Below are 23,527 nucleotides of genomic sequence, written 5' to 3' on the forward strand. Positions count from 1 at the left end.
GATGGCAGCGGCAAACCGTGTCTTCCGCGTGGTATCGGTTGCGGCGTTGTGGCCCTTGCCCCGGCCCCCGAGCCGGTAACGCAGTGCGCCTCCGAACAAGTTTTACTGCACCCTGCAACAGGCCTGTCAATGGTGCTCAGACGTGTGAACGTCTGACTGAACATCGCCAGACCGCCGAGGCCGAGCAACGCGAGGCTCGCGGGCTAGGGAACCAGCAGTGCAGCTTTGAGCGCATCAACGTCTGACTGGGTGAAGGCACCCTCGAAGAACGCAATCTCGTCCATTGAGCCGTGGAAAGCGTTGGCGGGATGAAGGCTTCGAGCGCCGATGATGGCGTCGGCGGCTAATCCTTGGCCGATAGGGGAGCCTTGTGTTGTCTCCACAGACTCAAAGTCAATCCAAATCTCCACGTCGCTCCAGTTGTTGCCTCCCCGTGAGACAACCAGATGATGCCATTCACCATCCAGTGCTGACTCGCCATCCAGTGCCGACGAAAGGTCGATAGACGCCGAGGTCCAGCCATCGTTCCCCTTCTGAACGGTCACCGACAATGTGTTTGTTTCCGTCACGGCAATCGTGAATTGATAACTGGAACTCGCTTGGGTGGTATAAAAACGCTGGCCGATTGAATCACCTGTCGAGCGAAAGAACCCGGTGAATGTGACCTGCTCCTTGTCGACGGCGGCCGGATCGATCGCGATCATGCCTTCACCATTGAAGTTGATCGCCAGGTTGTCATCACCCAACGAGGGCGCTCCGTCATCGGCCATGGGGCCTGTCGTGGTCAACGGCGATCCGTTGTATGTTCCATGATGGTCGTTGCCGGACGCATCCGTCGCCGTCGTGGTCTCACCAGGATCCTCACTAAGACGGTAATAGGCGATCAGATTCTCGTTGTTCAGCACAGTGTCGGCGTAGTCCGCATGAGCCACACTGACGCCGAGGCTGGACCCTGCCAACACAGCGGCACAGCCAAGCGATTTCAACAGACTGTTCATTTTTGCGTAACTCATTTTTCGATCCTCCCAAACAGGGGGCATAACGTGCTTCTGCATGCTGACGACTACAGCATCGTCCCCGCTTGAGACCGAATTGGCAATACGGCCTGCTCAGCGCTTTCGAATCGGGGTGTCTGCAATTTGCAGCAGTTCTAGCAATGGTGTTCAGACGCGCGAACGCCTAAACACCGATTTCGGAAAACGAAGGTTTACTGAGCGGCACGGTTCCGCCGACGACCGAGCATCGCCAGACCGCCAAGGCCGAGCAACGCAAGGCTCGCCGGCTCGGGGATGACGGTGAAGTAGTCGACGTCCATTGTCGTGAAATTGGTGCTCAGGCCGATCGCCCCTTCAGCGTTGCGGTTCTGCGGATCGATGTAGTCGATCAGCAGTTCGTCATCGATCCACACCTGGTGGTGGTTCCCTATGAACGACACGCGGATCGAGAACGGATTCTCATAATGTGCCGTGTCGTCGGAGATGTTGGCCGATGCAAGCATGTTGCCGGCAGTGCGGGAGTCTCCATAATACAATTCAAGGTCCACAGTCGTGCTCCAATCACCCCGGACCACGACATGGAACGTGTTGTTGGAGCTGTGAACTGCAGCATTGGCGAGGCTGCTGGCACGATAGTTGATCACGGACCGCCTCGCGTAACTTGTGTCTGAAGCAATCACGTCGAATTGGGTTTCGATGATGCCATCCGCCAGGCGAAGGTCGGTCAGCGCCAAACCGGGACTGCTATTGGTGGCGTAATGGGTGAACCGAAGCTGATTATTCCGGATGGTGAGCTGGTCTGCTTGCCCCTCGAATTCGGTCCACGTGTCGTTGCCATCTGATGTCGTGCCGACGGTGTTGGAATTGGGACGATTGAAATCGTCATGCACGAGGGCCGCATCCGCGGATGCGACCGCCATGCCAAAGGCGGCGGCGACTGTCAACGTGGTAGATAGATGCTTGCGATTCATAACTTGATTCCTCCAAAGAGTGTGAAAAAAACTTGTGGCAAAATAGGGCCAATGTGTCTCTGCCCCAGGATAGGCATTGCAGGTTCTATATCGTCATACTCCTTTCGCTTCGCCTGGCTGGCTCGGTCGGTGATAGAATTCCTTTTACTGTTACTGGAGTGTTTCCAGCAGCGCCAGCGCGTCACGCCGCCACTGTTCCAGTTCAGCAGGGCTGCTGCTTCCGAGCAATGTTTCCGCTTGCGACTTCAACGCATCGATCCGCGTTCCATTTGCGCCCGAAGCATTGCTCTTCGCTTCCGCCAGCAGGTGCAGCAGCACGTAATCTTCCATACCGGCCCGGAAAGCGAACAGTCGTTTGGATGGCACGGGGCCGCCCTCACCGCGGTAGGCCAAGCCTTCATTGAATCGGTAGCCGCCGCCGGGGCGGGGACTGTCCCATTGCGCCCACGAGTCGCCGGTCCAGGAGTTGAACGCCCACAGCGCGATGCCATCGACGCCGAGGTGGTAATCCTGAATGCCGCGATGGCGGTAGTAGCCAATCAGCGATTGCATGTCCATCCGCGTCGCGCAGAGGAACGGCCAGAACGCATCCTGGGTGTTATAAAACGCCAGTTCATCCGCCGCTTCTTCCCGCATGGTCAGGCGTCGCCGCTCGGGCATCCACATGTCCACATAAGGCTCAAGGGATGCGATGTGCTCGGCCGTGTTCCACGGGGCCATGGTGACGGTGGTCTGCACGTCGGGGAAATACTCTTTGAGCATGGCTGCCTCTTTCACCAGATCCGGCATGCGAGGCAGGCGAGGCTCGTCTTCGATCTGAATCCAGAAGTCGTCGTAGGTCAGCCCATGGCCCTTCAGCGCGTCCATAAAGTTGCCGAACCACTCCCGGAAGTGCGCCTGCCACTCGTCATCCATGGTCTCGCCTTCGAAACCTGCCTCTTTCAGAGCCGTATCAAAATGGGTGAACAGGTGATAGTCGTAGACGAACTTCATCGGCCGATCTTCACGCATGTAGACCGCGTGGTTGGTCAGGTAATCAGCCGGATCACTTGACATCACCGGCCCATCCTTGATGGCACCAACGGGGTAGGACACGTGGAAGACGTTGATGTGCGAATCCAGCATGAGTTTGACATAGTCCAGCGGACCGCCGTAGTCGTACAACGCGCCCATGTACGGGCCGAAGGTGTAAACATGCATCGGCAGCGGGCTGGGGATTTCCACGTCGTAGATTCGCACATCGATCGGCACGCTCACCGGGGTCTGATCTCTGAGCGTGATCGGCAGCAGTTGCAGTTCGCCGCGGTAACGGCCGGCCGGGGCCTTGCCCGCAACATCGACCCAGAGCTTGGCCGTCTCGCCTGAACCCACGGTCAGCACCCCGTTGATGCCGATCGCTCCCAGCGGATCAAAGTCGAGCGTTTCGTAACTGCTCAACCGCGGCACGCCCTGATAGAGCGTGGCCAAGTCATAGAACCGCACGGAACGGCCGCCGCCGGCGTTGAGCTTGACTGGCGGATTAACCTTGAAGACCAACGTGTCCGGCCCATGGTTGCGGACCAGAAGCGCTGCCGCGTCGGAGCCGCCGCCGGGCACGTGCAGTTCCAGCGTGCCGGGTTCGGGGTTATCCCCGCGCGGCCGGGTGGTCAGGCCAACCCCGTCTTCCCAAGCGGAGACCTGCCAGATGTCAAAGCCTTCACCTGTTGCCGCCGCCGGGCCGGCGCTGGCGGTGGCCGGGCGATCGACGAGTCGGCTCGCCAACTCACGCGGCGAGAGTCGGCTGATGTGGCCAACGCTTTCCGGCGTCGGGATCACATGTATCGGCGCGACCCACGAACTAGTTTCTTCCGAGTTTCGATCGTTGCGGGCGAGGTTCGCAAAGAACATCTCAGGCACTTCGCCGCCTTCAAACACCTCGGTCAGGGGCACTGCGAGCACCGCCTGCCACGAATCGGAGCCGATCCGCACATCGCTGGTCGATTCCCCGTCCCATCCGGCAACGCGATCACGCGCATCGTAAATCGCGCCGCCCGCGGACAGGATCCAGTGATACACCGATCCACCTTCTTCGGGCACGAGCACCAGTTCCACGCTGTCGTCGGTCCACGCCTGGCCGTCGCGAACGGTCACGTTCTTGACCAGATCATCGGGATTGGGTTCTTCGTTGTGAAAGGCGGCCACGAGGTACTGGCCGATGACGCCCAGCCGGGCTTGGGTTGTTTTGGTGGGCTCGTCGCCGGTGTCGTGGATCCGCAGTTCGACCGTTTCGAACGCCTCCCAGATTTTCGGATCGTTGAACAGATCCGCCTCGGCGATATCCTCGAAGCTCGCGTCCTCAAACGTTTCAAGAAACATCAGCGGCTTGCCGGCTCCAGCGGAGCCCAGGGCCAGAGTCGTCGCCCCGCCGGATGTCCCAGCCGCCCCTGTCGCGGGATCCACCTGCGCGGCGGCGCTGCCGCCCAGATAAGCGATGAGATTTTCCCAGAAAGGCGACCGGGCCACCCGCGTGAGATGGCGGGCCTGGCTGATGATCACTTTGCCATCTCCGAAGATGCCTTCCTGCAGAAGCATCACCGGATATTCGTTGTCCGGACCGACCAGCACCGGCAGGGCCTTGTCGGGGAAGTTGCGCCAGTAAAACGCATTGCTCTCCACGCCGCTCCAGTCTTCCTCGGCCAGTGAATTCGGCTGAGACAGAAGCGGCAGGTCCAGCAGGTCCGGATTGGCATAGGCGGTAAAGTTGCCAATACTGCTGGACGCGCTGGGGCGGTTGGGCGCGGTGGGAAGAAACACATCGTGTTCTTCAAAGTAGTCTCGCATCACCGCCGGCAGATTGTTGAGCGTGGCCCCGTTGAGCTGGCCGATGTAGAACATCCCGCCGCGACGAAACAGGTCGTCGAACGCGGCCCGGGCCGGGTCGGCGTTGAAGAGGCCTTCGAACGCCTCGGCCGGCATGATGGCGCCGGTCAGCACCAGTATCGACTCATCGATGCTCTGTCCGACCGCGATGGCGGTCTGGGTGTCCATGGTCGTCAACTGTTCCGCGGTATAGGTGTTCACGCGCAGGCCAAGCCGCTCGAAGTCCACCCGCGTGTCCTCCCTCGGCGCGAGAATGGTCACCTGCCCGGCCAACGCGGCCTGGGTGAAAAGCACAAGCGCGAGAACGAGCAGGGTCGGCTTGAGCAACATCGACATAAGGAAGCCGGGCCTGCCGAGCCGTGAGGCTCGCGGTCGACTTGAATGATTTTCGATGGATGCAATACCTGTGATCATGAATCAGCTTTCTAAAAAAGGACAAATGGCCTCGTTGCCGGAAAGAAACGTTTTCGTTGCGGTGATAGTGAAACGCAGTGACGAAGCGGAAAACATCAATCAATGATGTACGTCAGTTGACGCTCCGCCCACGGCTTGTACGACTCCATACATTCCGATCGGTCGCGGCGGCGCCTGTGCCTCCGACGCCCAGCAATTGATAAAGAGCGGCGTAATCTTCAGGATCCGGCGACCTGACAGAACTGGCATGCCCGTCGATCCAGACGATATTGGTCGCGCCACGATGGCGAGGGTCTGGTCGCCCCGAGTCGCCAGAGCCAGCAGCGTAAGAATGAGCGACGCGATTCCTTCCGTGGCGAGGCGTTGCTGGCAAGCCTGTCCCTGTATCAATGTCGACCGTGTCAACCAAAAGCAGTTTATTGCTGGGGTCAACAATTTCGTCCTGATGGGCGGTGTAATACCATCGGGCCTCCTCGGTGTTTGGAAGGATACTTATCGAAGCACCGATCTGGTGCCAGTTATAGCCAAACGAAGTAAAAGTAGCTCGCCACCCGGGATTCTGAGTGCTCGCTGTGCCACGTTCGTTGGGGTCGGCGTCACAGGCAAAGACATCCCAGCCAGGTTCAGTACCTTCAATACCTCCAGGCAGGTAGGCGCGATGCATCAGCACTCGAGGCCAGGAAAAAGACTCATCAGATGTGCCTGGAGGAACGGCGTTATAGTCGCGATGCTGCCTTGATGGCAGCATGTAGCCGCGGCTGTCGTCGGCATACATCAACATTGACAAGCCGATCTGTCGCTGATCGCTAAGGCATACGACGGATCGCGCCGCATCCCGGGCCGAACTCAGCGCGGGCAGCAGAATGGCGATCAGCAAAGCGATGATCGATATAACAACGAGAAGCTCGATGAGCGTGAAAGCTTTTGAACGACGGAGCTGAAGGCGGCGGGATATATACATCATGTGGTCTTCCTTGTTATGAACTGCTGTGAACGTAATAGGACGTCAAGACCTTGCTTCACGGTTCACTGACGCTGGCCCCGTGGAGTCGCGGACGACCAGTTTCAGGTTGAGTTGTTCGTTTTGCGGTTCGCTGTTGTTTTCGATGCAGTCGAGGACGGCTTTGACGGCTTTCCGCCCCAGATCCAGATGGGTCTGAGAGACGGTGGTGAGGCTCGGGTAATAGAAGGCGGAGGCCTGGACGTTGTCGAAGCCGACGAGCGAGACGTCCTGCGGCACGCGCATGCCGTGATCGTGCAGGGCCTTGAGCACGCCGAGCGCGACCTGATCGCCAATCGCCTGGAGGGCCGTGGGAAAAGGGCCTGGCTGCTGGAGACGCTCCGTGATGGCCTGGTAGGCGCTTTCCATGGATGCGGCGGCTGGGGCTATGAACTCCGTCTCGACGCGGTGCCCGCTCTGGTCGATCGCGCGAGCGATGCCTTCTCGCTGCGCGCCGTGGGTCCACTGGGGAGCGGGGCAGATTCCGACAAAGCCAATGTGGCGGTGCTGAAGCGACAGCAAGTGCTCCATAGCCAAACAGAATCCGGAAGCGATGTCGACGTTCAGCCTCGTGGCGCCTGAAAGAACACCGCGGTTAGCATGGACGATTTGCAGGACAGGGATTTTTCGATTGAAGAAGGGCTTGAACGCGTCGTTACCGCTTTCGACCTGCGGCTTGCTGAGAGGACCGTCGATGATCAGTGCGTCGACGTTCAGGCCGAGAAAGTGCTGGCAGAGGAGGGCTTCCTGGTCAGGCCGCCACTCGGAACTGGCGAAAGAGATTTCGTAGCCCCGCTCGTAGGCCACCTGCTGAGCGGAGGCGACTCGCTCGATGTAGATCGGATTGCTGAATGTGGGGATCAGCAGCCCGATCAGGCGTGTCTTCTGTCGGCGAAGCGCCGCTGCCTGGCGGTTGGGAACGTAACCCGCCGCAGTGGCGGCGGCCACCACGCGCTGACGGGTGCTCTGGGTCACACACGACCGGCCGTTGAGGGCCATGGACACCGTGCCTACCGAAAGCGAGAGCTGCCGAGCCAACTCGGCCATACTGATGTTTTTGGGCGGGCTTTGGGTGGACATGATGAAGTTCGCCGATCGTGTTCGCCGGGGATTTACGACTTCCGACCCCAATTTGAATCGACTCAATTGAATCGACTCAATTTCAATTGTCGATAGTTCTGCCGCTTTGTCAAGGGGTAACAGGCGATTTTGGCCGAGTGCCGGGAACCAGCCTGCCAGCGTTGCTTTCCGCGTAGCGATGATGATCAAGCAGTTGATTTAGGCGGGGCGATCGGAGAGGCGCGGTCGCTACGGCTGATCTACGTGTGGGAAGTCCTAGACGCGGTTGGCAGGATATGTCCTTGGCATCGTGAAATTGGACATCGTCCGCCAGTCTTGCTGATCGGCCTCCGCCTGCCAGCAGCGCCCCTGCCTCGAACACCAGCAATCGTCAGTCAAATTGCTCGGCCGTGAGCTGGGCAAGGTAGATACTGGCCTTGCCGCCGTTGCCCGAGTAATAGCTGACCCACAACCGCTGATCATGCCAGAGCAAGCCGGGGTAACTCGAATCGTCACTGGTCACCAAACGCACGCGCGGCTCGAAGCGCCCCTGGTCCATGTCGAGCACGCCGAGCGTGGTGTAGGGCTTGCCGTCCGCATGAACCCGCCCGGCGCCGATCCAGCGCCCGTCCGGCAACTGGAGCAGGTTCGGGCCGCCGATGTGCACATCCAGTTCATGCCACTGCCACTGGGTGTAGGGTGGTCGGCTTCGGCCGAGCAGCGCGTCAGTGTGCTTCGGGCTGTCGCGTCGGACCAGGGCGTAGGCCGTGTCATCCTGGTCGAACCGGAGCGACGCCTCGGAGGGGCAGCCGGGGATGCCCAGGTCTTCCACGACGCTGTGGTAGGTTAGGCCATCGTCCGTGGCATGCAGGGTCAGGCGGGCATGCTGCGGGAAATCGATCGTGGTTGAAAACGAGAGGCCATACCCCCTGCCGCGGTGCCAGGTCACCCGCCAGAGCCAAAGTTGCGGGGCGAGCGCCGGCTCGATTTCACTCCAGGCCGAGCCGTCTTCCGAGAAGCTGACCACGGCCTGGTGCTCGCCGGGAAAAGGCACTCCGTCCCGCAGGGCCGAGCAGCCCAGCAGCATCAGCCGATCGTCGGGCGTGATGCTCAACTTCGGGTCACGCAGATCCCGCCCGGCCTTCGACAGCAGCGCGGCGGATTCCCACGCCACCCCATCGAGCGAGGTCAAGACCCGGAGGGCGCCATCGGACGAAACATGCCCTGAGGCTTCTCGAAAGGTGCACCAGAAGCGATCCCGCCAACGGACCAGGTCCGTAAAAGCATTGTGGGCAGCGGCGTCCCAGATGCACCGGGTATCACAGTCAATGAGGGCAATCTCGCCTGAGCGGGTCATGAGTTGGGTCCTGTCGGGGTGAGGGGCCGTGCCCGGCGCTTGCCGACACAGGGTTTGCTTCCCGCCGTCGCGGGCGAGTTGGTTCGATTTTAAGAGAGTTACTAATTTTTTCAAGCACAACCTCAAAATCATGCATGTATGGATCCCCAAACGCCGATCAAAGCTTGAGGGGCAAGCATTTGGAGCAGACGGGGATTGGTCTTGAAAAATGTAGTAACGCTCTTATAATGGTGGCGATGAACCCTTCCCTTCGAGAGATCGCGGATCGCGTGGAGCTCTCGTACCAGACCGTGGCGAACGTGCTGTCGGTCAACAGTAAGACCCGCGTTCGGTACAGCACACGCACGCAGCAGAAGATTCAGGCGGTCGCCAAGCAGATGGGCTATCGCCCGCATCTGGGTGCCCGGTCCATTTCCACGGGGCGGTTCGGCAGCCTGTCGCTGCTCATGAGCACGCACAGCAAACGCCGAAGCCTCCCGCAGGACATGCTCGACGGCATGCTTCGGGCCTCGGCCGACCTGGGCCTGCACCTCTCGGTGGAAACGGTCGACCGCGTGCTGACGGACCCCAAGTTCGTGCCCCGGATGTTGCGCGAATGGTGTTCCGACGGTCTGCTGGTGGATTTCGTGGGCGTGCCATCGGAAATGGAGCAGTTGATCAGCGACAGCCAGGTGCCCACCGTCTGGATCAACCGCAAGCGGCATCACGACACGGTCCGTCCGGACGATTTTCAGGCGGGGCAACTTGCGGCCGAGACGCTGCTGGCCTTGGGACATAGGCGCATCGCGTACGTGCAGCTACTCCACAGTGCGTTGAAATTGCCGCAACTGCACTACAGCGTCACCGATCGGATCGAAGGCTTTCAGACGAGCGTTCAGGCGGCGGGGCTGAAGTCGGAGGTAATCAGTTTCGACCAGGCACTGCCGCAGGCGGAGATTGAGTCATGGGCCACCGCGTTTCTTTCCGATCCGGATCGCCCGACGGCGGTCGTGGCGGCGGACGTGCTGGAGCGTGAGACGCTGTTGCTCGGTTGCGCTCGGCTGAACCTGCGCGTGCCGGAGGATCTTTCGATTCTCGCCTTTGCGTCGGGCAAGTTGTCCGGCTGCGAGGTGGGCTGGCAGTCGTTCACGAATGTGGCCGTGGACTGGCATAAGGTTGGCGACCAGAGCGTACGAATGCTGGTTCGCGTGATCGAAAACCACCACGTCGACCCGATCTTGATTCCATTTGAGTTGACCGAAGGGCAGACGACCGCCCCCCTGCCTGCATAAGCCCAGAGTTCCCGGCCGCGCCGAAACGCGATGAACGATCACGTCGGTTTGAAAAAAGGGATGCGTGATGCAGGTGAAATGTTCCCGGTGGACATGGGCATCGCTCGTATGCGTGCTCAGCATGCTGACTGGGGGGCAGGCGGCTGGCGCGGCCGAGCCAACCTTCAAGGACTCGCTGGCCGAGGGCTTGCTGCTGTTCGCCAGTTTCGATGACCCGCAGGAGCCGATCGATTTCGCCCGAGGGCCGACCGCGGCAAATGGTGAAGCGCCGCAGTTCGTCGCGGGACGCACCGGCCGGGCCTTGGCGCCGCGCGACTCGGGTTGGCCGGTGCAGCTTCACGGCAACCTCGATTTCGGACGCGGCACACTGAGTTTTTTCATCCGTCCCGACTGGCAATGGGGCGATCGCACGCAACGTGTGCTGCTCGCCACGACCAACTTTGAGTTGCGCCTCCCTGCCGAACACGAAGTGCTGCTGTTCATGACCGGCAACGATTTGCCGACGTCCGGCTTCGCGTGGGACTACGGCTGCACGGGCCGTATTACCCGCGCATTCACCCAAGGCTGGCAGCACATCGTACTCACCTGGGATGCCGAGGCCGAGCACAAGCAGATCTATCTCAACGGCGAACGTATCGCCGAGCAACAGACCAACCTGATCCGCCCCTCGCAGTTCAGCCCGACGGGTCCGCTGTGGTTGGCGCGGGGCGCGGCGCCGGGCGCTTACGACGAACTGGGCATCTGGGACCGGGTACTGAGCGAGGATGAAATTGCCGCCTTGGCCGATCAGGGGCCGACCCTGCGTGACGCTGCTCGGGAGAAAGAACATACGCCATTGAGTCCGCTGCGAGTGCAGGTGGATGGCCAACGCAGTCCCGGGTCGTTGATTGTCGACCCGGGCGAACGGTTCACCAGTCGATTCGGATTGAAAAACCGCCAGCCCGAGCCGATCGCGACCGAGATCACCCTGCGTCTGCTGGACTACCGCGAGCGCGAGGTCGATCGCACGACGCGCGAGGTTTCGATTGCGCCCGGCACGTCGATGAACGTCGAGCATGCGTTTTCCGCCCAGGCTTACGGGCCTTACAAGGTCGAGGTGAGCTATACCTTGCAGGGCCGGGATCATCTGGCGGACGCGGCGAGCTTTGTCGTCTGGCCTGAAGCGGACGCGCCGAATCCGGACAGTTTCTTCGGCTACCACATCAACAGTTTTCGCGGCTCAGGCGTCTTCGAGCAGGCGGTCCGGTTGGGTGCGGCGTGGAACCGTGGGCACAACATGGTGCAGCATACCTGGTGGCCGCGCGTGCAGCCGGAGCCGGGCGAGTTCGCATGGCAACTTGAAGACAAGATGCAACGCCTGGACGACGCGGGAATGACCCTGCTTGGCCAATGGTTCGGCACGCCTTATTGGGCCGCGCGGGAGGCGGACCGATCGCCGCCGGAGCATCCGCTGGCGTATCCCTCGGGCGACCTGCCGGACCTGCAGGCGTTCGCGACCTACGTGCGCAAGACGATCGAGCGGTTTCCGCAGATCCGTTACTGGGAGACATGGAACGAGCCGGATGTGAGTCTGTTCTGGCGCGGCACGCCCGAGCAACTTGTCGAGGTGGCGCGGGTGGCCTACGAGACGGCCAAGGCGGTCGATCCCGAGCTGACAGTGATGGGTGTCGGCGTCACGGGCAGCGCCCGCGGCTGGCACAGACAGATCGCCGAGGCTGGCCTGTTCGACTACGTCGATGTGATCACTTACCACGCCTATCACCCGGCCGACATCGAACCGGAACGCCTATGGGACATGCAAAAGAACCTTGTCGAACATTTCCGCTCAATGGCGCGCGAGCATCACGGCCACGAGTTGCCGCTCTGGGACACGGAAAGCGGCAACGTCAGTACGACCTGGCTGCGTCACTACGAACATGAGTCACTGCCTGCGCCGCACCTGCGTCACCCGATCGACGCGTATGAAGCGGCGCTTTCGATGGTGCAGGCCAACGCCTTCATGCAGGTGCTCGGCGTGGAGCGGTCGTTCCACTACATGTGGAACCTGCCCCAGCCGAACGATTACCGAAGCTCGAACGCTGTGGACCCAACCGGCACGCCGAAGCCGAAGCTGCTGGCTCGGCTTGCCATGGAACGCATGGTCGGCCGCGGCGAGTTGGCCGGCCACGTGCAGCGCGACGAAGGCCGGCTGTGGTTCAACGTCTACGCGATGCCCGACGGTTCGAGCGTTCTGTTCGGCTGGACCGGTCGCGGCGGGCAGGTGGAGTTGACCGACATGCCCGGCGCCTTCACGCGATACGACCTGATGGCCAATGCCAGCGACGCAACGAGCATGCACTTCGATCAGGAACCGGCCTACTACGCATGGGACGTGTCGGCGGACGAGGCAATTTCGCTGCTCGAACGCGCTACCGCGCACGTTCATCGCACGCCGCAGCCGGTGGGCGCGGCGCGTGAGCCCATTGATGCAGATCTGCCCGCCTATCCTGACTTCGCGGCGGCATTGGATCAGGCAGGCGGCCTTTTCACATTGGACTTGCGCCCCTTCGCGAACATGGGGCTAGCCGACGAAACCCCCGGCACACGCGACGGTGGCTGGACCGACCAGGGGCCGATGAACGATGCGCGTGACCTGACCATCGGCACACGTGAACTGTTCGGCGTACCGTTTGAGGTGATCGATCCGCAGCGCAACGACGGCCGCGCGGTCATCACGATGCGCGGCGAGAATCTCACACCCGACTTCCCGCAGCGTGTCGGGCCGATCGAAGTCAATCGCCGCATCCGAACGCTCTATTTCATGCACGCCGGTGCGTGGGCGGTTGATGGCGAGATTGGGCATTACCTCATCCGCTACCGCGACGGCAGCCGCGTCAAGGTGCCGGTACGCGTCGGCGAACAGTTGAACGACTGGTGGCGGCCGCCCAGCGATGGGATGGAGGCACGTGCAGTCGGGTTCACCGCCGAGCAGACCCTCACCGGCGAACCACAGCAACGTTACATCTACGTCTACGAATGGCAGAACCCGGAGATGGACAAGGCGATCGATTCCATTGAAGTGGTTTCAGCCAACGGACAATCCACCCTGCTGGTGCTGGCGATCAGCGGCGTGGCGTTCTGATGGCGGACAGGACAGGTACTGGCGAGCAAGCCAGGCAGATCAGGCTGGTGCATGTGCAAGATCCGGTTGACCCACAAGGAGTGACTGGCGATGACTTTCACGCGAATGATTCACCGTAGACGATCGGCCGACATTGATGACCGACGTGGTTTCACGCTCATCGAGCTGCTGGTGGTAATCTCCATCATTGCGATTCTGATCGCCCTGCTGCTGCCGGCACTCGGCGCCGCCCGCGAGCAGGCCCGGGCCATCCAGTGCGCCGCGAACGTCCGTTCGATTGGCTTGAGCTTCGAGTTCGTGGCGGAAGATCACAGCGGCTATTATCCGCCCCGCGCCTTTTTCGCGGATCCCCATCGCCCCGGTATGGCCAGACCCGCCGGTTGGCCCACCGACGGCATCCGATGGGACGACTGGATGGTCCTCAAAGGCTACATGCATACCGCGCTGGTGGCGTGCCCGACCGCGGATTACATCCCGCAGCAAACCTACCCCTTCGACGGAACCCGCGTGTTGCTCAACGAGGTGCGGCATTACGGCGTCGCCACCTACGGCATCGGAGGCGCATTACTCAGTGTCGGCAGCAGTTCCTTCGAACCCGTGCATCGCGACAGCATCCAACGCCCGACCCACGCCATCGGCGTCGGAGACAGCGACCCCGGCTACGCCCAGAGTCCCGGTGAATTCAACCCCGCCGACTTCGCCGGCAACAACACGTGGAACATCCAGGGCACCGCCCCCTCCGCCACCACCGGCAAACCGTCCATGCGCCACTCGCTGACCGGGAACTACGCCTTCCTCGACGGCCACGTCAGCCGCGATCCGGTGCAGGACGTCGCCGTCGCCTTGCCACTGGATGAGAACGCACGCACCTACCGCATGTGGGTCTATGGCGGAAACAACGAATAACCGACACCCACTTTTTTTGACCTCGATAATTCAGGAACAGCCATGGATGCCACCGCCCTTGTCTGCGACAAGCAGCAGAACATTTCCCTCCTCAACGTCCGGTTGAAAGAACCGGATGCGGATGACCTGGTCGTTCGAACGCTTTACAGCGGCGTGAGCCCGGGCACGGAACTGGCGTTGCTTCAGAACAAGATTTCCTGGGGCCCGTTCCCCTTATGCACCGGCTACCAAGGCGTCGGCGTGGTCGAGGCAGTGGGCGCCAACGTTCACGACTTCAAGCCCGGCGAGCGTGTGTACTACCGCGGCAATACGCCGATGACCACGCCCGGCGGCGAGCCGATCTCACCCGTTTCCGGCACGCATTGCAGCCATGCCGTGGTACCGCCGGGGCGGATCGGCACGGCCGTGCTCCCCGAAGGGGTGGACCCGGCGTCGGCGAGCCTGTTCGTGATGCCGGCCGTGGGCCTGGCGGGTGTGGACATGGCCAACCCGCGGATCGGGGCTTCAGTCATCGTGCATGGCGTGGGCCCGATCGGCCTGGGCGTGGTCGCGGCCTGTGCACATCGCGGTTGTCGGGTGATCGCCATCGACCTCGACGATCATCGACTGAAACTCGCCGCGGCGTTCGGCGCCGAGCAACTGATCAATGCGACGAAAAAGCCCGCTGCCGAACAGGTCGCCGATTTGCTACCCGACGGGGCCGACGTCGTATTCGAAGCCACGGGGTTGCCTTCGTGCATCGACCCGGCGATTCGAATGTGTCGAACCTTCGGCACGTTCGTCTGGCAAGGCAATTACGGGGCCCAGCCAATCCAGATGCAGTTCATGGAAGCACACATGCGTCGGCTCACGATGTATTTCCCCTGCGACGACGGCGGACCGGCTTGTCGCCACGCGGTGCTGAGCAACATGGCCCGCGGCGGACTGGCGTGGGATCGCACGATCACGCATCGCGTCAGCGCTTCGGACGCGCCGGCGCTCTACACCCGCATGCTCGCGGGCCAAGCCGGCGACGTCATCGGGGCCGTGGTCCAGTGGGAGTAGGCGTAGACGTCTGACGAGCTTTCCCACGCATTCGCGAACTACGATTTGGAGAATCGGCATGCCATACACGCTCATCACCGGTGCCACGGGCCTTATCGGTCGGGCGCTTTGCACCTCGCTCGATCAAGACACGCCGCCGCTGGCCATAAGCCGAGGTCAACTCGACCTGAACACCGCGTCGGTGCAGGGCGACTTTGCGCGTTTTGAAGACCTGCGACAGTTGGATCGATACGAGATCGAGGCGGTGGTGCACCTCGGGGCCGTGACAGGTGGTTGCAGCGAACGCGATGGGTTTGCGGTCAACGTCGAGGGCACGCGCTGCCTGATGCGCTACCTCATCGATCGCGGGTGTCGGCGGTTCGTGCTCGCCAGTTCGATCGCCGTGGTGGGCTTGCAGTCGGCCGAGTTCCGCCCCCGCCGATTCCCCATCCCCGACGAACACCCCTGCTTTGACCGACACGGTTACGGGCTCTCCAAATACCTGATGGAAGAGCTCGCCCGCTACTATCACCGACAGAATCCGCTACTCGACATCACCAACCTTCGGCTGGCGGCAATCCATTCCGATGACGCCCCGCCGCCGTGGAACCACGGCGACACACCCGGCGAATGGGCGCTGGCGGGCCTGACCCGCATGAACCTCAGCGACGCGGTGGCGGCGATTAGAGCCGCCCTGGACATCTCGAAGCCGGGGCAGCAACCCGGTTTCCGTGTGCTCAACGCAGCCGCACCTCATGCCTGGGCGGATCGCCCAACGGCCGAAATCCTGCGGGCATGGTACGGCCCGGAAGTCGATCTGACCTGGTTCGAACAGCCGGGCCATGAACGGCGAGGCGCGTTCGATGTCCGCTCGATAGAAAACGAACTCGGCTTCACGGCCACGCACACACCGATGCCACCGCTCCAGCATGACCACGTGGCCCGCTAATGCCAGATGTTTTTCATAAAACCTGAAAAATAACTAGCTTAGAATGGATCACCTCCAAAGAGCACATACCACGCCGAGCAAACCCGAATCGCTTGGAACAAAGGAAAATCGACAATACTAAGAACACTCTTGCATATTAATAGTATCACTCTTAAACTGAACTTTGAACACCGCCATCCTTCTCGGTCAAGCGACCGGGCCCGTCGAGGAGGCGATTCAAGAGGCGAGCAGGAACGCATCTGTTCACCGCTCACCCGGTCTTGAAGTGTCCGCTCTATACAACGGAGGAACCATGCAGACCCCAAGCACCTGTATCGCCCTGACCTGTGCCGCCCTGCTCACTGCGGGAACCCCGCTGGATGTCAAAGCGGACAGCTTTGCCATATTCTCCGTCCAGGGCCAGAACAGCATCCGCACGCTCGACACCCGCACCGGCCAGCCCGTGACGGGCACCTTGGCCTCCGGCCAGACACTCTCCGCAGCCCAGAGGACAGGCGACCAACTCCTCTACAGCGTCGACGGCACGTGGGCGACGCACATCGTCAATCCCGAACCGCTCGAAGGTCCGTCGGCCAATATCTACGCCAGCAACCGCAGCCTGGGCGTCACCGATGCCGGCGCCACCGGCGACGCCGTTGGCACGCTCTACAACAACACGCTCGGCTCGCCCCATGCCCTCTACCACCTCGCCGCCACGGGCCCGACGGCCATCACGACAACCAATATCCACTCAGTCGCCGTAAGCAAAGGCACTGCCCTGGTGGGACGGGACAACGGACAAATTCACAGCTACGACCTCGCCACGGGGACATTCAGCGGCAACCTCATCACCGGCTCGATGACCGTCGCCGCAGGCGCAGGCGATTCCGGCACGTTCGCCTTCGGCTTCACGGCCGCCAACAACACCAGCCACAGTCGCGTCGCCACGTCGCCGCCGCTCGCCCTTGTCAGCGGTGCCAGCACCGCCTCGCTCATGCTCAACGCATTCGGGAGCCAGGACGTCCTGCTGGCCACCGTCGGCAGCAACATCGTCCGATTCGACAGCCGCAGTTCAACCGCGTTTGTGACAACGGCCAGCGGTCAGGCCCTCAGCCACGCCGTCGCACTGGGTAATTCGAATCTGTTTATTCTGGGGACCGCCACCGGCGGCACCCACCGCTACGACGTGGATGCAGGCACATACACCACCTTCAGTTCAGTGGAACGTCTCGTCAGCGGCTTCAGCTTCGGCGACTACGCTCTCCTCGGCCTGCTGCATACCGACGGCAGCGGCCGTACCGTCCTCGTCGACCACAACGGTTCAATACTCAGCACGGTGGCGAGTTCTACCGGCGACGCCAGCGCCGCCTACGTCATCGGCGCCGGCACGAGCTACACCGTCATCCCAGAACCGGGAAGCATGACCCTTCTTGGTCTCGGCGGCGTGCTCATCCTTTTTCGACGACGAGCCTAGCCCGACAACGCGGATTCTGTATTTGCGACATTTAGCGGCAGTGCTTGCACCGCCTTTTCCGGCCCGCAGGGCCGAACGCGCTGGTCAAGGCCCGCGGCTAAATGGGAACCCTTCGCTGACGTGCACGGCCAGCACCAGGGCATAGCTCGCACCAGCCACCACACAAACAGCATGGGCGAATGTCTTCACCCCGGCTGTCGAGGTGACGGGTGAAACTGGCAGGCTTGTCGGTCAGCCGGGGAAGATGGCGTACCTTGCGGGCGTGATACCCGTGAAGCCATAATACGTTCCGCCGACGATCATCCAGAGCAGGCCGGCACTCAGTTCGCCGGCGATGACGCCGACCATCAGCGGGACCAGTCGACTGTAGCCGGCCGTACCCGCAAATTTGACGATTGCGACCTTCACCAGGCACCCCAGCAGGAACGACGCGGCGAACATCTGGATCGGGTACGACCCCCAGACCAGGAAGGCCACCGGGTGCAACGGCCACCAGGGGAGCCGGAGGCGTGCGGCAGCGGTCGTCACCACCAGCACGAGGCCAAGGATTGTCCACGGAACGGCGCCGCTCATCGGCTGCACCATGCTCAGCCGTTCGAGCCCCTGGGCGGTGGTCGCTTCGGTGAGCGTGTCGTAGGCGTTCATCTCGGCGAGGTAGTGGTTCAGTTGACCGAAGGGCATGGAAGGCAGGTTGCGATTGGTCCAGGTGTCCACGCCCGCGACGCCGTGCTGGTACTGAAGGGTGAACGTCGCGACACCTGCCACGACGAACCCGGTCACGACCATGATCGCCAGCCAGGGGGCGACGCGGGTGGGACGAGTGTTGGCACTGCGTTCGCCGATCTGCAGGGCGTTGGTCAGGTAAGGCATGAGCGCTTCACGGGGGTCGCCGACGATAACGATGCTCGCGATCGCCAGCACGATGAACGCGGTGGGACCGATCGCCTCAATGCCGAACAGCGCAGTCATAACCGCCACCGGCATCCACCACGGCTGAAGGAAAAAGGCCCCGGTCTCCGCGACGATGCGCGACAACACCAGCATCATCATCATCACCAGCAGCACGAACACAGCCGCCAGTACCGGTGCGAGCCCCGCCTGTGCGAGCAGCAGCACCGCGCCGACAAGGCAGACCGCCAGTAGTCGCGCTGCCCACACCGACGACATCGGGGTGTCCTTCCGGCGCGGCAGGCCGACACTGCTGGTCAGCACGTTGAGATAGTAGCGCCGCCCGGTGTAGGCGATCATCAGCGCGATTCCTCCATACGCACCGAACCGCAGCAGGTTGCCCTGTTCGGCAGTGATCACGCTTTGACTGAACGACAAGCCTTGCGCGATCATCACCGCGCCAAGCATCAGGAACAGCAATTGCGAGACGCCCAGGCTGAAAGAAACTGCAAAAGTCAGAAAAAAGGCAAAGGCAATGACCGAGGGGTAAACCGTTGGCAGGAAGTAGGCGGTGCTCCCAGGGACGCGCGATGCATTGGGAAACAGCTCACGCATCGCCGTGAAGTCGAACTGGCGTGGAATTGCAGGCACTTGGTCGAACCAGGCATGAAGGCCGTTGACCAGGTGAAGCGCGAGCAGCGCCGCGAAGCCGTACCAGAACAGGCTGTTGCTCAACAGGCGAGGCAGCAATGACTTTTCGTCTCGTCGCGAAATCTCCTCCACAAACCGCGCGACCGGGTACGGCAGCAACTCGCGCCGCGACCACTGAGGGTGCACGATCACTGCCAGTGCCAGGCTCGCCAAGCCAATCAGCATCGCAAGACCGCCCCATGTGAAAAGCACCGGCGTCCAACTGCCCCACGGGACCTGACGGATGCTGAAGTCGCCGCGGCCCTGCATCAGATCGCTTACGACGTCCGGATCGACGCGTCCCTGCGCCGCAAGCACGCCCGAGCCTTCCGGGGCGGGCAGCAAAAGATCGTCAAACAACTCGGCGAGCACCGCGCGATTGGCGTGCCGGTACCAGTGATCCCGTTCACGTTCGAGGATTTCGGACTGCCGTTGAGCCGACCGACGATCGCTTTCGAGGGCGGCGGCCGCATCGGAATCGTCGGCCGCCTCGATCTGCTCGCGCAGCGCAGCATGTTCCGCCTGCCAGTCGTCGATCCGTGACTGCCGAGCTTCGGCACGCTCAAGGGCTTGTGCAGCGATCGGGCCGAGCTGTTGCACCTGCTGCCAGATTGCGGCTCCATCGGCGATCGGGATTGGATCGATCAGCTCCTGGTTGATAGCGCGCATGACCGGCCGGGCATCGGACAAGGTGGCGCGGTCGCTCGTGGCCAGTTCCGCCAGGTGGCGGCGGGACATGGCGCTGAAACGCTCGGCCACGCGTCCGGCGTCGGAGTCCGGGTCCGCCTCGTGCAGCCGGGCGGCCAGTGCCGACCAGTCGCGGACCTGCCCCGGCGCGACGTGCGGCGACCCGCCGGGCACATAGGACATCACTTCCGCAGCTCGCCAGCCGGAGTTGGTCTGCAACCAGTGGGCAGGCAGAGCGGTCGTCGTGGCTATGCCACGGTAGAAGCCCGACCCTGGCCAACCGCACGCCGCCAGCGCCACCGCCACGAGGATCGCCAACTCCGCCGGCCGTAATGGTAGTTTGGCTGAGACGCTGCCCAGCAGCGGGTTAATGATGAGCAGCAGCAGCATCGCCACGCCGAAGACTGAAATCGGCAGAAAATTACCGATCAGCATCGTCTGGCTGATGACAAAATCGTTGAAGTACGTGGTGGCCGAAATCAGCCAACCCAGCAGCAGCCCTGTGAGCACGGCACGAACGGTCAAGTGTCGCTCCCTTATCTGACAGTCACATAAATCGCCTGAACTGGTGAAGTCCTGTCTGAGCCTCGGCCATCGAGTACTAATGCATTACATCAAATGAGTGCGTATCCTGCACCAGAATCCAGCAAAGGGCAAATCGCCGTGTGCATCAGCCTCTTTCGCGAGGGCGTGGCTGCGGGCGATGAAATACACCTGCATACACCTGCGCGGGATTTCGGCGGCGGCACATCAACGATCGGCACGCCGCGTGATCAATGCGACCTTCTGTTCGTGTTGCCGTAGTACAAAGACGGTGTAGGAACTGTCACCGCGACCGCGCAGCTGAGCTTGTGCCAGGTCGGGGTCGATGGCTTTGCCGCGTGTTTTGACTTCGACGATTCCACCGTCATGCGAATCCAGCCACTGGCGGACCTTCTTCGGTCGCCACGGCAGCTCGGCAAACAATTCAAATGCTTGCGTCCATGGGCTGGAGACGATCTGGTCCGCGGAGAGCAGGCCCCAGTGCGGGTGAACCAACCACGTGTTTAATTGCTGGGCGAGAAGCCCCATCAGTTCCGCCCGTTCCACCGAAGCGTTCATCGTGAACAGGTACCGCCCAGGCGGAGCAAACTGCAACGGGTGAGCCGCCGGGCTGCCCTGCAAGGTATGCGTTGCATGGTCCGTGACCATCGTCGCCGAGCGAACGGCCCGGCGAAGCTTTCCTGTCCATAGCACTGCCTGTACCAGACGGCCGGCTTCACTGATGAACTCTAACTCCGCCCCGGGCGCCAGTGCGTCCGCTTCCTCACGGTCGACTCCCGGACTGAGCTTCATACCGCCATCGGGCGAGGCCGCAAGCAGGCGACGCAGAAAGGTCAGCCCCGGCTGGTAATCCGCGATGCGCCACACACGCCCGCGGGCGTTGCGCCGCGCAGGATCAATATGAAAGGGCAGCCCAGCCAGGCGGAGCTGCGTCACGTCAGCGGCGGCGGTAGCACAATGAGCATTGCATTTCGCCATCCACGCGCGGACCGGCTCCCGGTCCACCGCCAGGACGTGCAGGCCCGCCGCAGCCAGTGCGCGGGCGTCGCCACCGATGCCACAGCAAAGGTCGATCACAGTGGCCGCGGGTTCCAACTGCTCAACGAAGCGTTTGGCCTTCCAGGCGGCCACGGCACTGGAACTGGCCTGCTGAGCGCCGGCGTCATCCAGCACCAGGTCGCCAGACGCGGGGAACTTGCCGGCGGCGCTGCGCCGGCCGGCTGCCAGTTGCAGCGCTGCGGTGACCAGGTTCGGCGGCGCGAGGCGGCGCAGATGAGCCACAGCCGATACGTCACCGGCATCCACCGTGGCCGCGGCATCACGCAACGCCTGCCATCGCGGCGACATCAACGCCTGCCATGTGTCCAGAACCGCAAGTGTCATGCCTTCATCCGCACCTTCTCAACGCTCAAGACTGAACCGCTTCAAACGGTCCAGTGTACCCAGCGAGCATGATCATGTGCGGTGATCATCAGCCGACCCGTCTGACTCCCAGGCGACCGCTTGTAAAACTAAACTTATAATATAAGATTACAAGTCATGAAGAAGCCCTCGGCCACATCGCCACAGTTCGAAAGATTGCAGCCGACGCCCAACCTGGTCGAGCAGGTGGTCGAGCAGCTCCGCGAACAGGTGGTGACGGGGCGATTCCAGCCGGACGAGGCCTTGCCGTCTGAAGGGCGACTTGCTGAGCAGTTTGGTGTGTCCCGCACTGTCCTGCGTGAAGCGATGCATCAACTGCGTTACGCCGGATTGATCGAGGTGTCGCACGGTCGACGTCCGCGTGTGAAAGCGCCGAACGCCGATGCGAGCCTACTGAGTCTCACGACTTGGATGCAGCGCAGTGATCTCGCGATTGACCAACTGCTCGAGGTGCGTCGTCCAATCGAGTGCGAGATCGTTCGCCTTGCGACGACGAGGGGCGATGCAGAGATGCTGCGTGAGTTGCGCAACTGTATCGACCGGCTCCGTAAAGCGACCACCATGGCGCGACGCGTGGCGTTTGACGCTCTGTTTCACCGTCAGCTCGCCGAGGCAGCGGGCAACCCGATCTTCCTCCTCCTGCTCGACGCGTTGAATCCACTGCTCGTGGAGCAGCGACGGCGCACTCTGAAGGGGCGTGGTGCCGAGCGGGCTGCTGCGGACCACGAGGCGATCCTCGACCGCATCGAGCAGCATGACCCCGCCGGCGCGACGCAGGCAATGATGGATCACCTGATCTGGCCCCATGGTTAAGCCAGCAGGATGGAGCGGCAACGGCGCCGTTGATGCGTTCTCACGAGCCAGAGAGAAATAAGCATGCCCAAACGTTACAAGGTGGTTATCCCCGATTTCATCGTCGATGCCCTGACACCGGAGCGCGACATTCTCGGCGACATGAGCGATGTTTTTGCGTATGACGCAAATCATGAGGACGAGCTGGCGGGCCGAATCGAAGATGCGGACGCGATCATGCTCTACCACAATCTGTCGCTGACGAGGAAAACCCTCGGCAGGCTGAATCAGTGCAAGCTCATCGTTCGATGTGGCGTGGGCGTCGATAACGTCGACCACGCGTATGCCCGCACGCGCGGCATCCCCGTGGCAAACGTGCCCGACTACGGTACGGAAGAAGTGGCGGACTCGGCGCTGGCAATGGCCTTGACACTCGCCCGCGGGGTGCACCCGCTCAACAGCATGATCAGGGACGGTCGCGACCCCTACTCCTATACGCAAGTGGTCCCATTGCAGCGATTGCGTGGCGCGGTGTTCGGCGTCGTCGGTATGGGCCGAATCGGCACCGCCGCGGCGCTGCGGGCGAAGGCGTTTGGCATGGATGTCGTCTTCCATGACCCATACGTCGCGGACGGTTGCGATAAGGCTGTTGGTTGTCGGCGTGTCGATCGGCTCGAAGATCTGCTTGAGCAAGCGTACATCCTCAGCCTCCACTGTCCGCTGACAGACGAGACGCGGCACCTGATCAACGGCACGACCCTTGGCCGGATGCCTCGGGGGGGGTTTCTGATCAATACGGCCCGCGGCGGTGTCGTGGACACGGCCCTGCTGTCCGACGCCTTGACGTCGGGGCAACTCGCCGGCGCGGGCATCGACGTGCTCGTCAACGAACCACCGGCCGCTGACGACCCGCTCGTGGTCGTCTGGCGTAATCCGCAGCACGTGGCCCACCACCGGCTGATCCTCAACCCCCATTCAGCCTTCTACAGCGAGCAGGGCCTGCGCGACATGCGCGTCAAAGGCGCAGGAGCTTGCCGTGACGTGCTTCTCGGCAAGCTGCCCCGCAACATCATCAACTGAGCCCGAAGGGTTGTCGGCTCTCGCCGATCCGATCAGATCGTCCGCAC

General features: G+C 62.0%; 17 protein-coding genes. 9 read left to right on the forward strand and 8 right to left on the reverse strand.

The genetic code is table 11. The annotated features are described in order from the left end of the window. Positions 1-203 precede the first annotated feature (203 nt). The 3 genes from ACERK3_18815 to ACERK3_18825 all read right to left on the reverse strand — a co-directional run bounded on the left by ACERK3_18815 (position 204) and on the right by ACERK3_18825 (position 5,161). Positions 204-1,013 (reverse strand): LamG-like jellyroll fold domain-containing protein, encoded by an 810-nt coding sequence (locus ACERK3_18815; protein MFA9480327.1) that lies wholly within the window; start codon positions 1,011-1,013, stop codon positions 204-206. A 194-nt stretch (positions 1,014-1,207) separates the two neighbouring features. Next, positions 1,208-1,966 (reverse strand): PEP-CTERM sorting domain-containing protein, encoded by a 759-nt coding sequence (locus tag ACERK3_18820; GenBank protein MFA9480328.1) that lies wholly within the window; start codon positions 1,964-1,966, stop codon positions 1,208-1,210. A gap of 150 nt (positions 1,967-2,116) precedes the next feature. Continuing rightward, positions 2,117-5,161 (reverse strand): glycoside hydrolase domain-containing protein, encoded by a 3,045-nt coding sequence (locus ACERK3_18825; GenBank protein MFA9480329.1) that lies wholly within the window; start codon positions 5,159-5,161, stop codon positions 2,117-2,119. A 55-nt stretch (positions 5,162-5,216) separates the two neighbouring features. Here ACERK3_18825 and ACERK3_18830 point away from each other — a divergent pair, with 55 nt between their 5' ends. After that, positions 5,217-5,345 carry a hypothetical protein gene (locus ACERK3_18830; GenBank protein MFA9480330.1) on the forward strand — a complete coding sequence of 43 codons (129 nt, stop codon included), beginning with the start codon at positions 5,217-5,219 and terminating at the stop codon, positions 5,343-5,345. Between the two features lie 6 nt (positions 5,346-5,351). Here ACERK3_18830 and ACERK3_18835 read toward each other — a convergent pair whose 3' ends face one another. The 3 genes from ACERK3_18835 to ACERK3_18845 form a co-directional block, all read right to left on the reverse strand. Next, positions 5,352-6,203 carry a type II secretion system protein gene (locus ACERK3_18835; protein ID MFA9480331.1) on the reverse strand — a complete coding sequence of 284 codons (852 nt, stop codon included), beginning with the start codon at positions 6,201-6,203 and terminating at the stop codon, positions 5,352-5,354. A 42-nt stretch (positions 6,204-6,245) separates the two neighbouring features. Continuing rightward, the gene (locus tag ACERK3_18840) at positions 6,246-7,508 is read right to left on the reverse strand and encodes a LacI family DNA-binding transcriptional regulator (protein ID MFA9480332.1); all 1,263 of its coding nucleotides are present in this window, start codon (positions 7,506-7,508) and stop codon (positions 6,246-6,248) included. Positions 7,509-7,689: 181 nt separating this feature from the next. Continuing rightward, positions 7,690-8,490, reverse strand: a complete 801-nt coding sequence (locus tag ACERK3_18845) for an exo-alpha-sialidase (GenBank protein ID MFA9480333.1) — start codon at positions 8,488-8,490, stop codon at positions 7,690-7,692. A gap of 401 nt (positions 8,491-8,891) precedes the next feature. Here ACERK3_18845 and ACERK3_18850 point away from each other — a divergent pair, with 401 nt between their 5' ends. From ACERK3_18850 to ACERK3_18875, 6 genes are all read left to right on the forward strand, one after another. After that, positions 8,892-9,926: a LacI family DNA-binding transcriptional regulator gene (locus ACERK3_18850; protein ID MFA9480334.1), complete on the forward strand. Its 1,035-nt coding sequence runs from the start codon at positions 8,892-8,894 to the stop codon at positions 9,924-9,926. Positions 9,927-9,993: 67 nt separating this feature from the next. Next, positions 9,994-13,047 carry a LamG-like jellyroll fold domain-containing protein gene (locus ACERK3_18855; protein ID MFA9480335.1) on the forward strand — a complete coding sequence of 1,018 codons (3,054 nt, stop codon included), beginning with the start codon at positions 9,994-9,996 and terminating at the stop codon, positions 13,045-13,047. 90 nt (positions 13,048-13,137) lie between these two features. Beyond that, positions 13,138-13,953 (forward strand): type II secretion system protein, encoded by an 816-nt coding sequence (locus tag ACERK3_18860; GenBank protein MFA9480336.1) that lies wholly within the window; start codon positions 13,138-13,140, stop codon positions 13,951-13,953. A gap of 42 nt (positions 13,954-13,995) precedes the next feature. Then, entirely contained in the window at positions 13,996-14,997 is a 1,002-nt protein-coding gene (locus tag ACERK3_18865) for a zinc-binding dehydrogenase (GenBank protein ID MFA9480337.1), read from the forward strand. A 58-nt stretch (positions 14,998-15,055) separates the two neighbouring features. After that, positions 15,056-15,925 (forward strand): NAD-dependent epimerase/dehydratase family protein, encoded by an 870-nt coding sequence (locus ACERK3_18870; protein ID MFA9480338.1) that lies wholly within the window; start codon positions 15,056-15,058, stop codon positions 15,923-15,925. A gap of 292 nt (positions 15,926-16,217) precedes the next feature. After that, on the forward strand, positions 16,218-17,378 hold the full coding sequence (locus ACERK3_18875) for a PEP-CTERM sorting domain-containing protein (GenBank protein MFA9480339.1): 1,161 nt from the start codon (positions 16,218-16,220) through the stop codon (positions 17,376-17,378). A gap of 231 nt (positions 17,379-17,609) precedes the next feature. On the opposite strand, the gene ACERK3_18880 is transcribed toward ACERK3_18875, so the two are convergent. Together ACERK3_18880 and ACERK3_18885 are read right to left on the reverse strand one after the other, a co-directional pair. Next, positions 17,610-20,168 carry a DUF6785 family protein gene (locus ACERK3_18880; protein ID MFA9480340.1) on the reverse strand — a complete coding sequence of 853 codons (2,559 nt, stop codon included), beginning with the start codon at positions 20,166-20,168 and terminating at the stop codon, positions 17,610-17,612. 225 nt (positions 20,169-20,393) lie between these two features. Then, entirely contained in the window at positions 20,394-21,569 is a 1,176-nt protein-coding gene (locus ACERK3_18885) for a hypothetical protein (protein ID MFA9480341.1), read from the reverse strand. 156 nt (positions 21,570-21,725) lie between these two features. On the opposite strand from ACERK3_18885, the gene ACERK3_18890 reads away from it, so the two are divergent. Then, positions 21,726-22,421, forward strand: a complete 696-nt coding sequence (locus ACERK3_18890; protein ID MFA9480342.1) for a FadR/GntR family transcriptional regulator — start codon at positions 21,726-21,728, stop codon at positions 22,419-22,421. 63 nt (positions 22,422-22,484) lie between these two features. Next, positions 22,485-23,480, forward strand: coding sequence for a C-terminal binding protein (locus tag ACERK3_18895; GenBank protein ID MFA9480343.1), 996 nt, complete (start codon positions 22,485-22,487; stop codon positions 23,478-23,480). Positions 23,481-23,527: the final 47 nt, after the last annotated feature.

This window comes from Phycisphaerales bacterium AB-hyl4, from assembly GCA_041821185.1.
GTDB classification, from domain to species: domain Bacteria; phylum Planctomycetota; class Phycisphaerae; order Phycisphaerales; family Phycisphaeraceae; genus Natronomicrosphaera; species Natronomicrosphaera hydrolytica.

Excerpts from the sequence above, each read along its gene's own strand:
- ACERK3_18855 (MFA9480335.1), top strand. The coding sequence starts at position 9,994 with ATGCAGGTGAAATGTTCCCGGTGGACATGGGCATCGCTCGTATGCGTG.
- ACERK3_18830 (MFA9480330.1), top strand. The coding sequence starts at position 5,217 with ATGGATGCAATACCTGTGATCATGAATCAGCTTTCTAAAAAAGGACAA.
- ACERK3_18850 (MFA9480334.1), top strand. The coding sequence starts at position 8,892 with ATGAACCCTTCCCTTCGAGAGATCGCGGATCGCGTGGAGCTCTCGTAC.
- ACERK3_18870 (MFA9480338.1), top strand. The coding sequence starts at position 15,056 with ATGCCATACACGCTCATCACCGGTGCCACGGGCCTTATCGGTCGGGCG.
- ACERK3_18820 (MFA9480328.1), bottom strand. The coding sequence starts at position 1,966 with ATGAATCGCAAGCATCTATCTACCACGTTGACAGTCGCCGCCGCCTTT.
- ACERK3_18895 (MFA9480343.1), top strand. The coding sequence starts at position 22,485 with ATGCCCAAACGTTACAAGGTGGTTATCCCCGATTTCATCGTCGATGCC.
- ACERK3_18815 (MFA9480327.1), bottom strand. The coding sequence starts at position 1,013 with ATGAGTTACGCAAAAATGAACAGTCTGTTGAAATCGCTTGGCTGTGCC.
- ACERK3_18835 (MFA9480331.1), bottom strand. The coding sequence starts at position 6,203 with ATGATGTATATATCCCGCCGCCTTCAGCTCCGTCGTTCAAAAGCTTTC.
- ACERK3_18860 (MFA9480336.1), top strand. The coding sequence starts at position 13,138 with ATGACTTTCACGCGAATGATTCACCGTAGACGATCGGCCGACATTGAT.
- ACERK3_18875 (MFA9480339.1), top strand. The coding sequence starts at position 16,218 with ATGCAGACCCCAAGCACCTGTATCGCCCTGACCTGTGCCGCCCTGCTC.
- ACERK3_18825 (MFA9480329.1), bottom strand. The coding sequence starts at position 5,161 with ATGTCGATGTTGCTCAAGCCGACCCTGCTCGTTCTCGCGCTTGTGCTT.
- ACERK3_18890 (MFA9480342.1), top strand. The coding sequence starts at position 21,726 with ATGAAGAAGCCCTCGGCCACATCGCCACAGTTCGAAAGATTGCAGCCG.
- ACERK3_18885 (MFA9480341.1), bottom strand. The coding sequence starts at position 21,569 with ATGACACTTGCGGTTCTGGACACATGGCAGGCGTTGATGTCGCCGCGA.
- ACERK3_18865 (MFA9480337.1), top strand. The coding sequence starts at position 13,996 with ATGGATGCCACCGCCCTTGTCTGCGACAAGCAGCAGAACATTTCCCTC.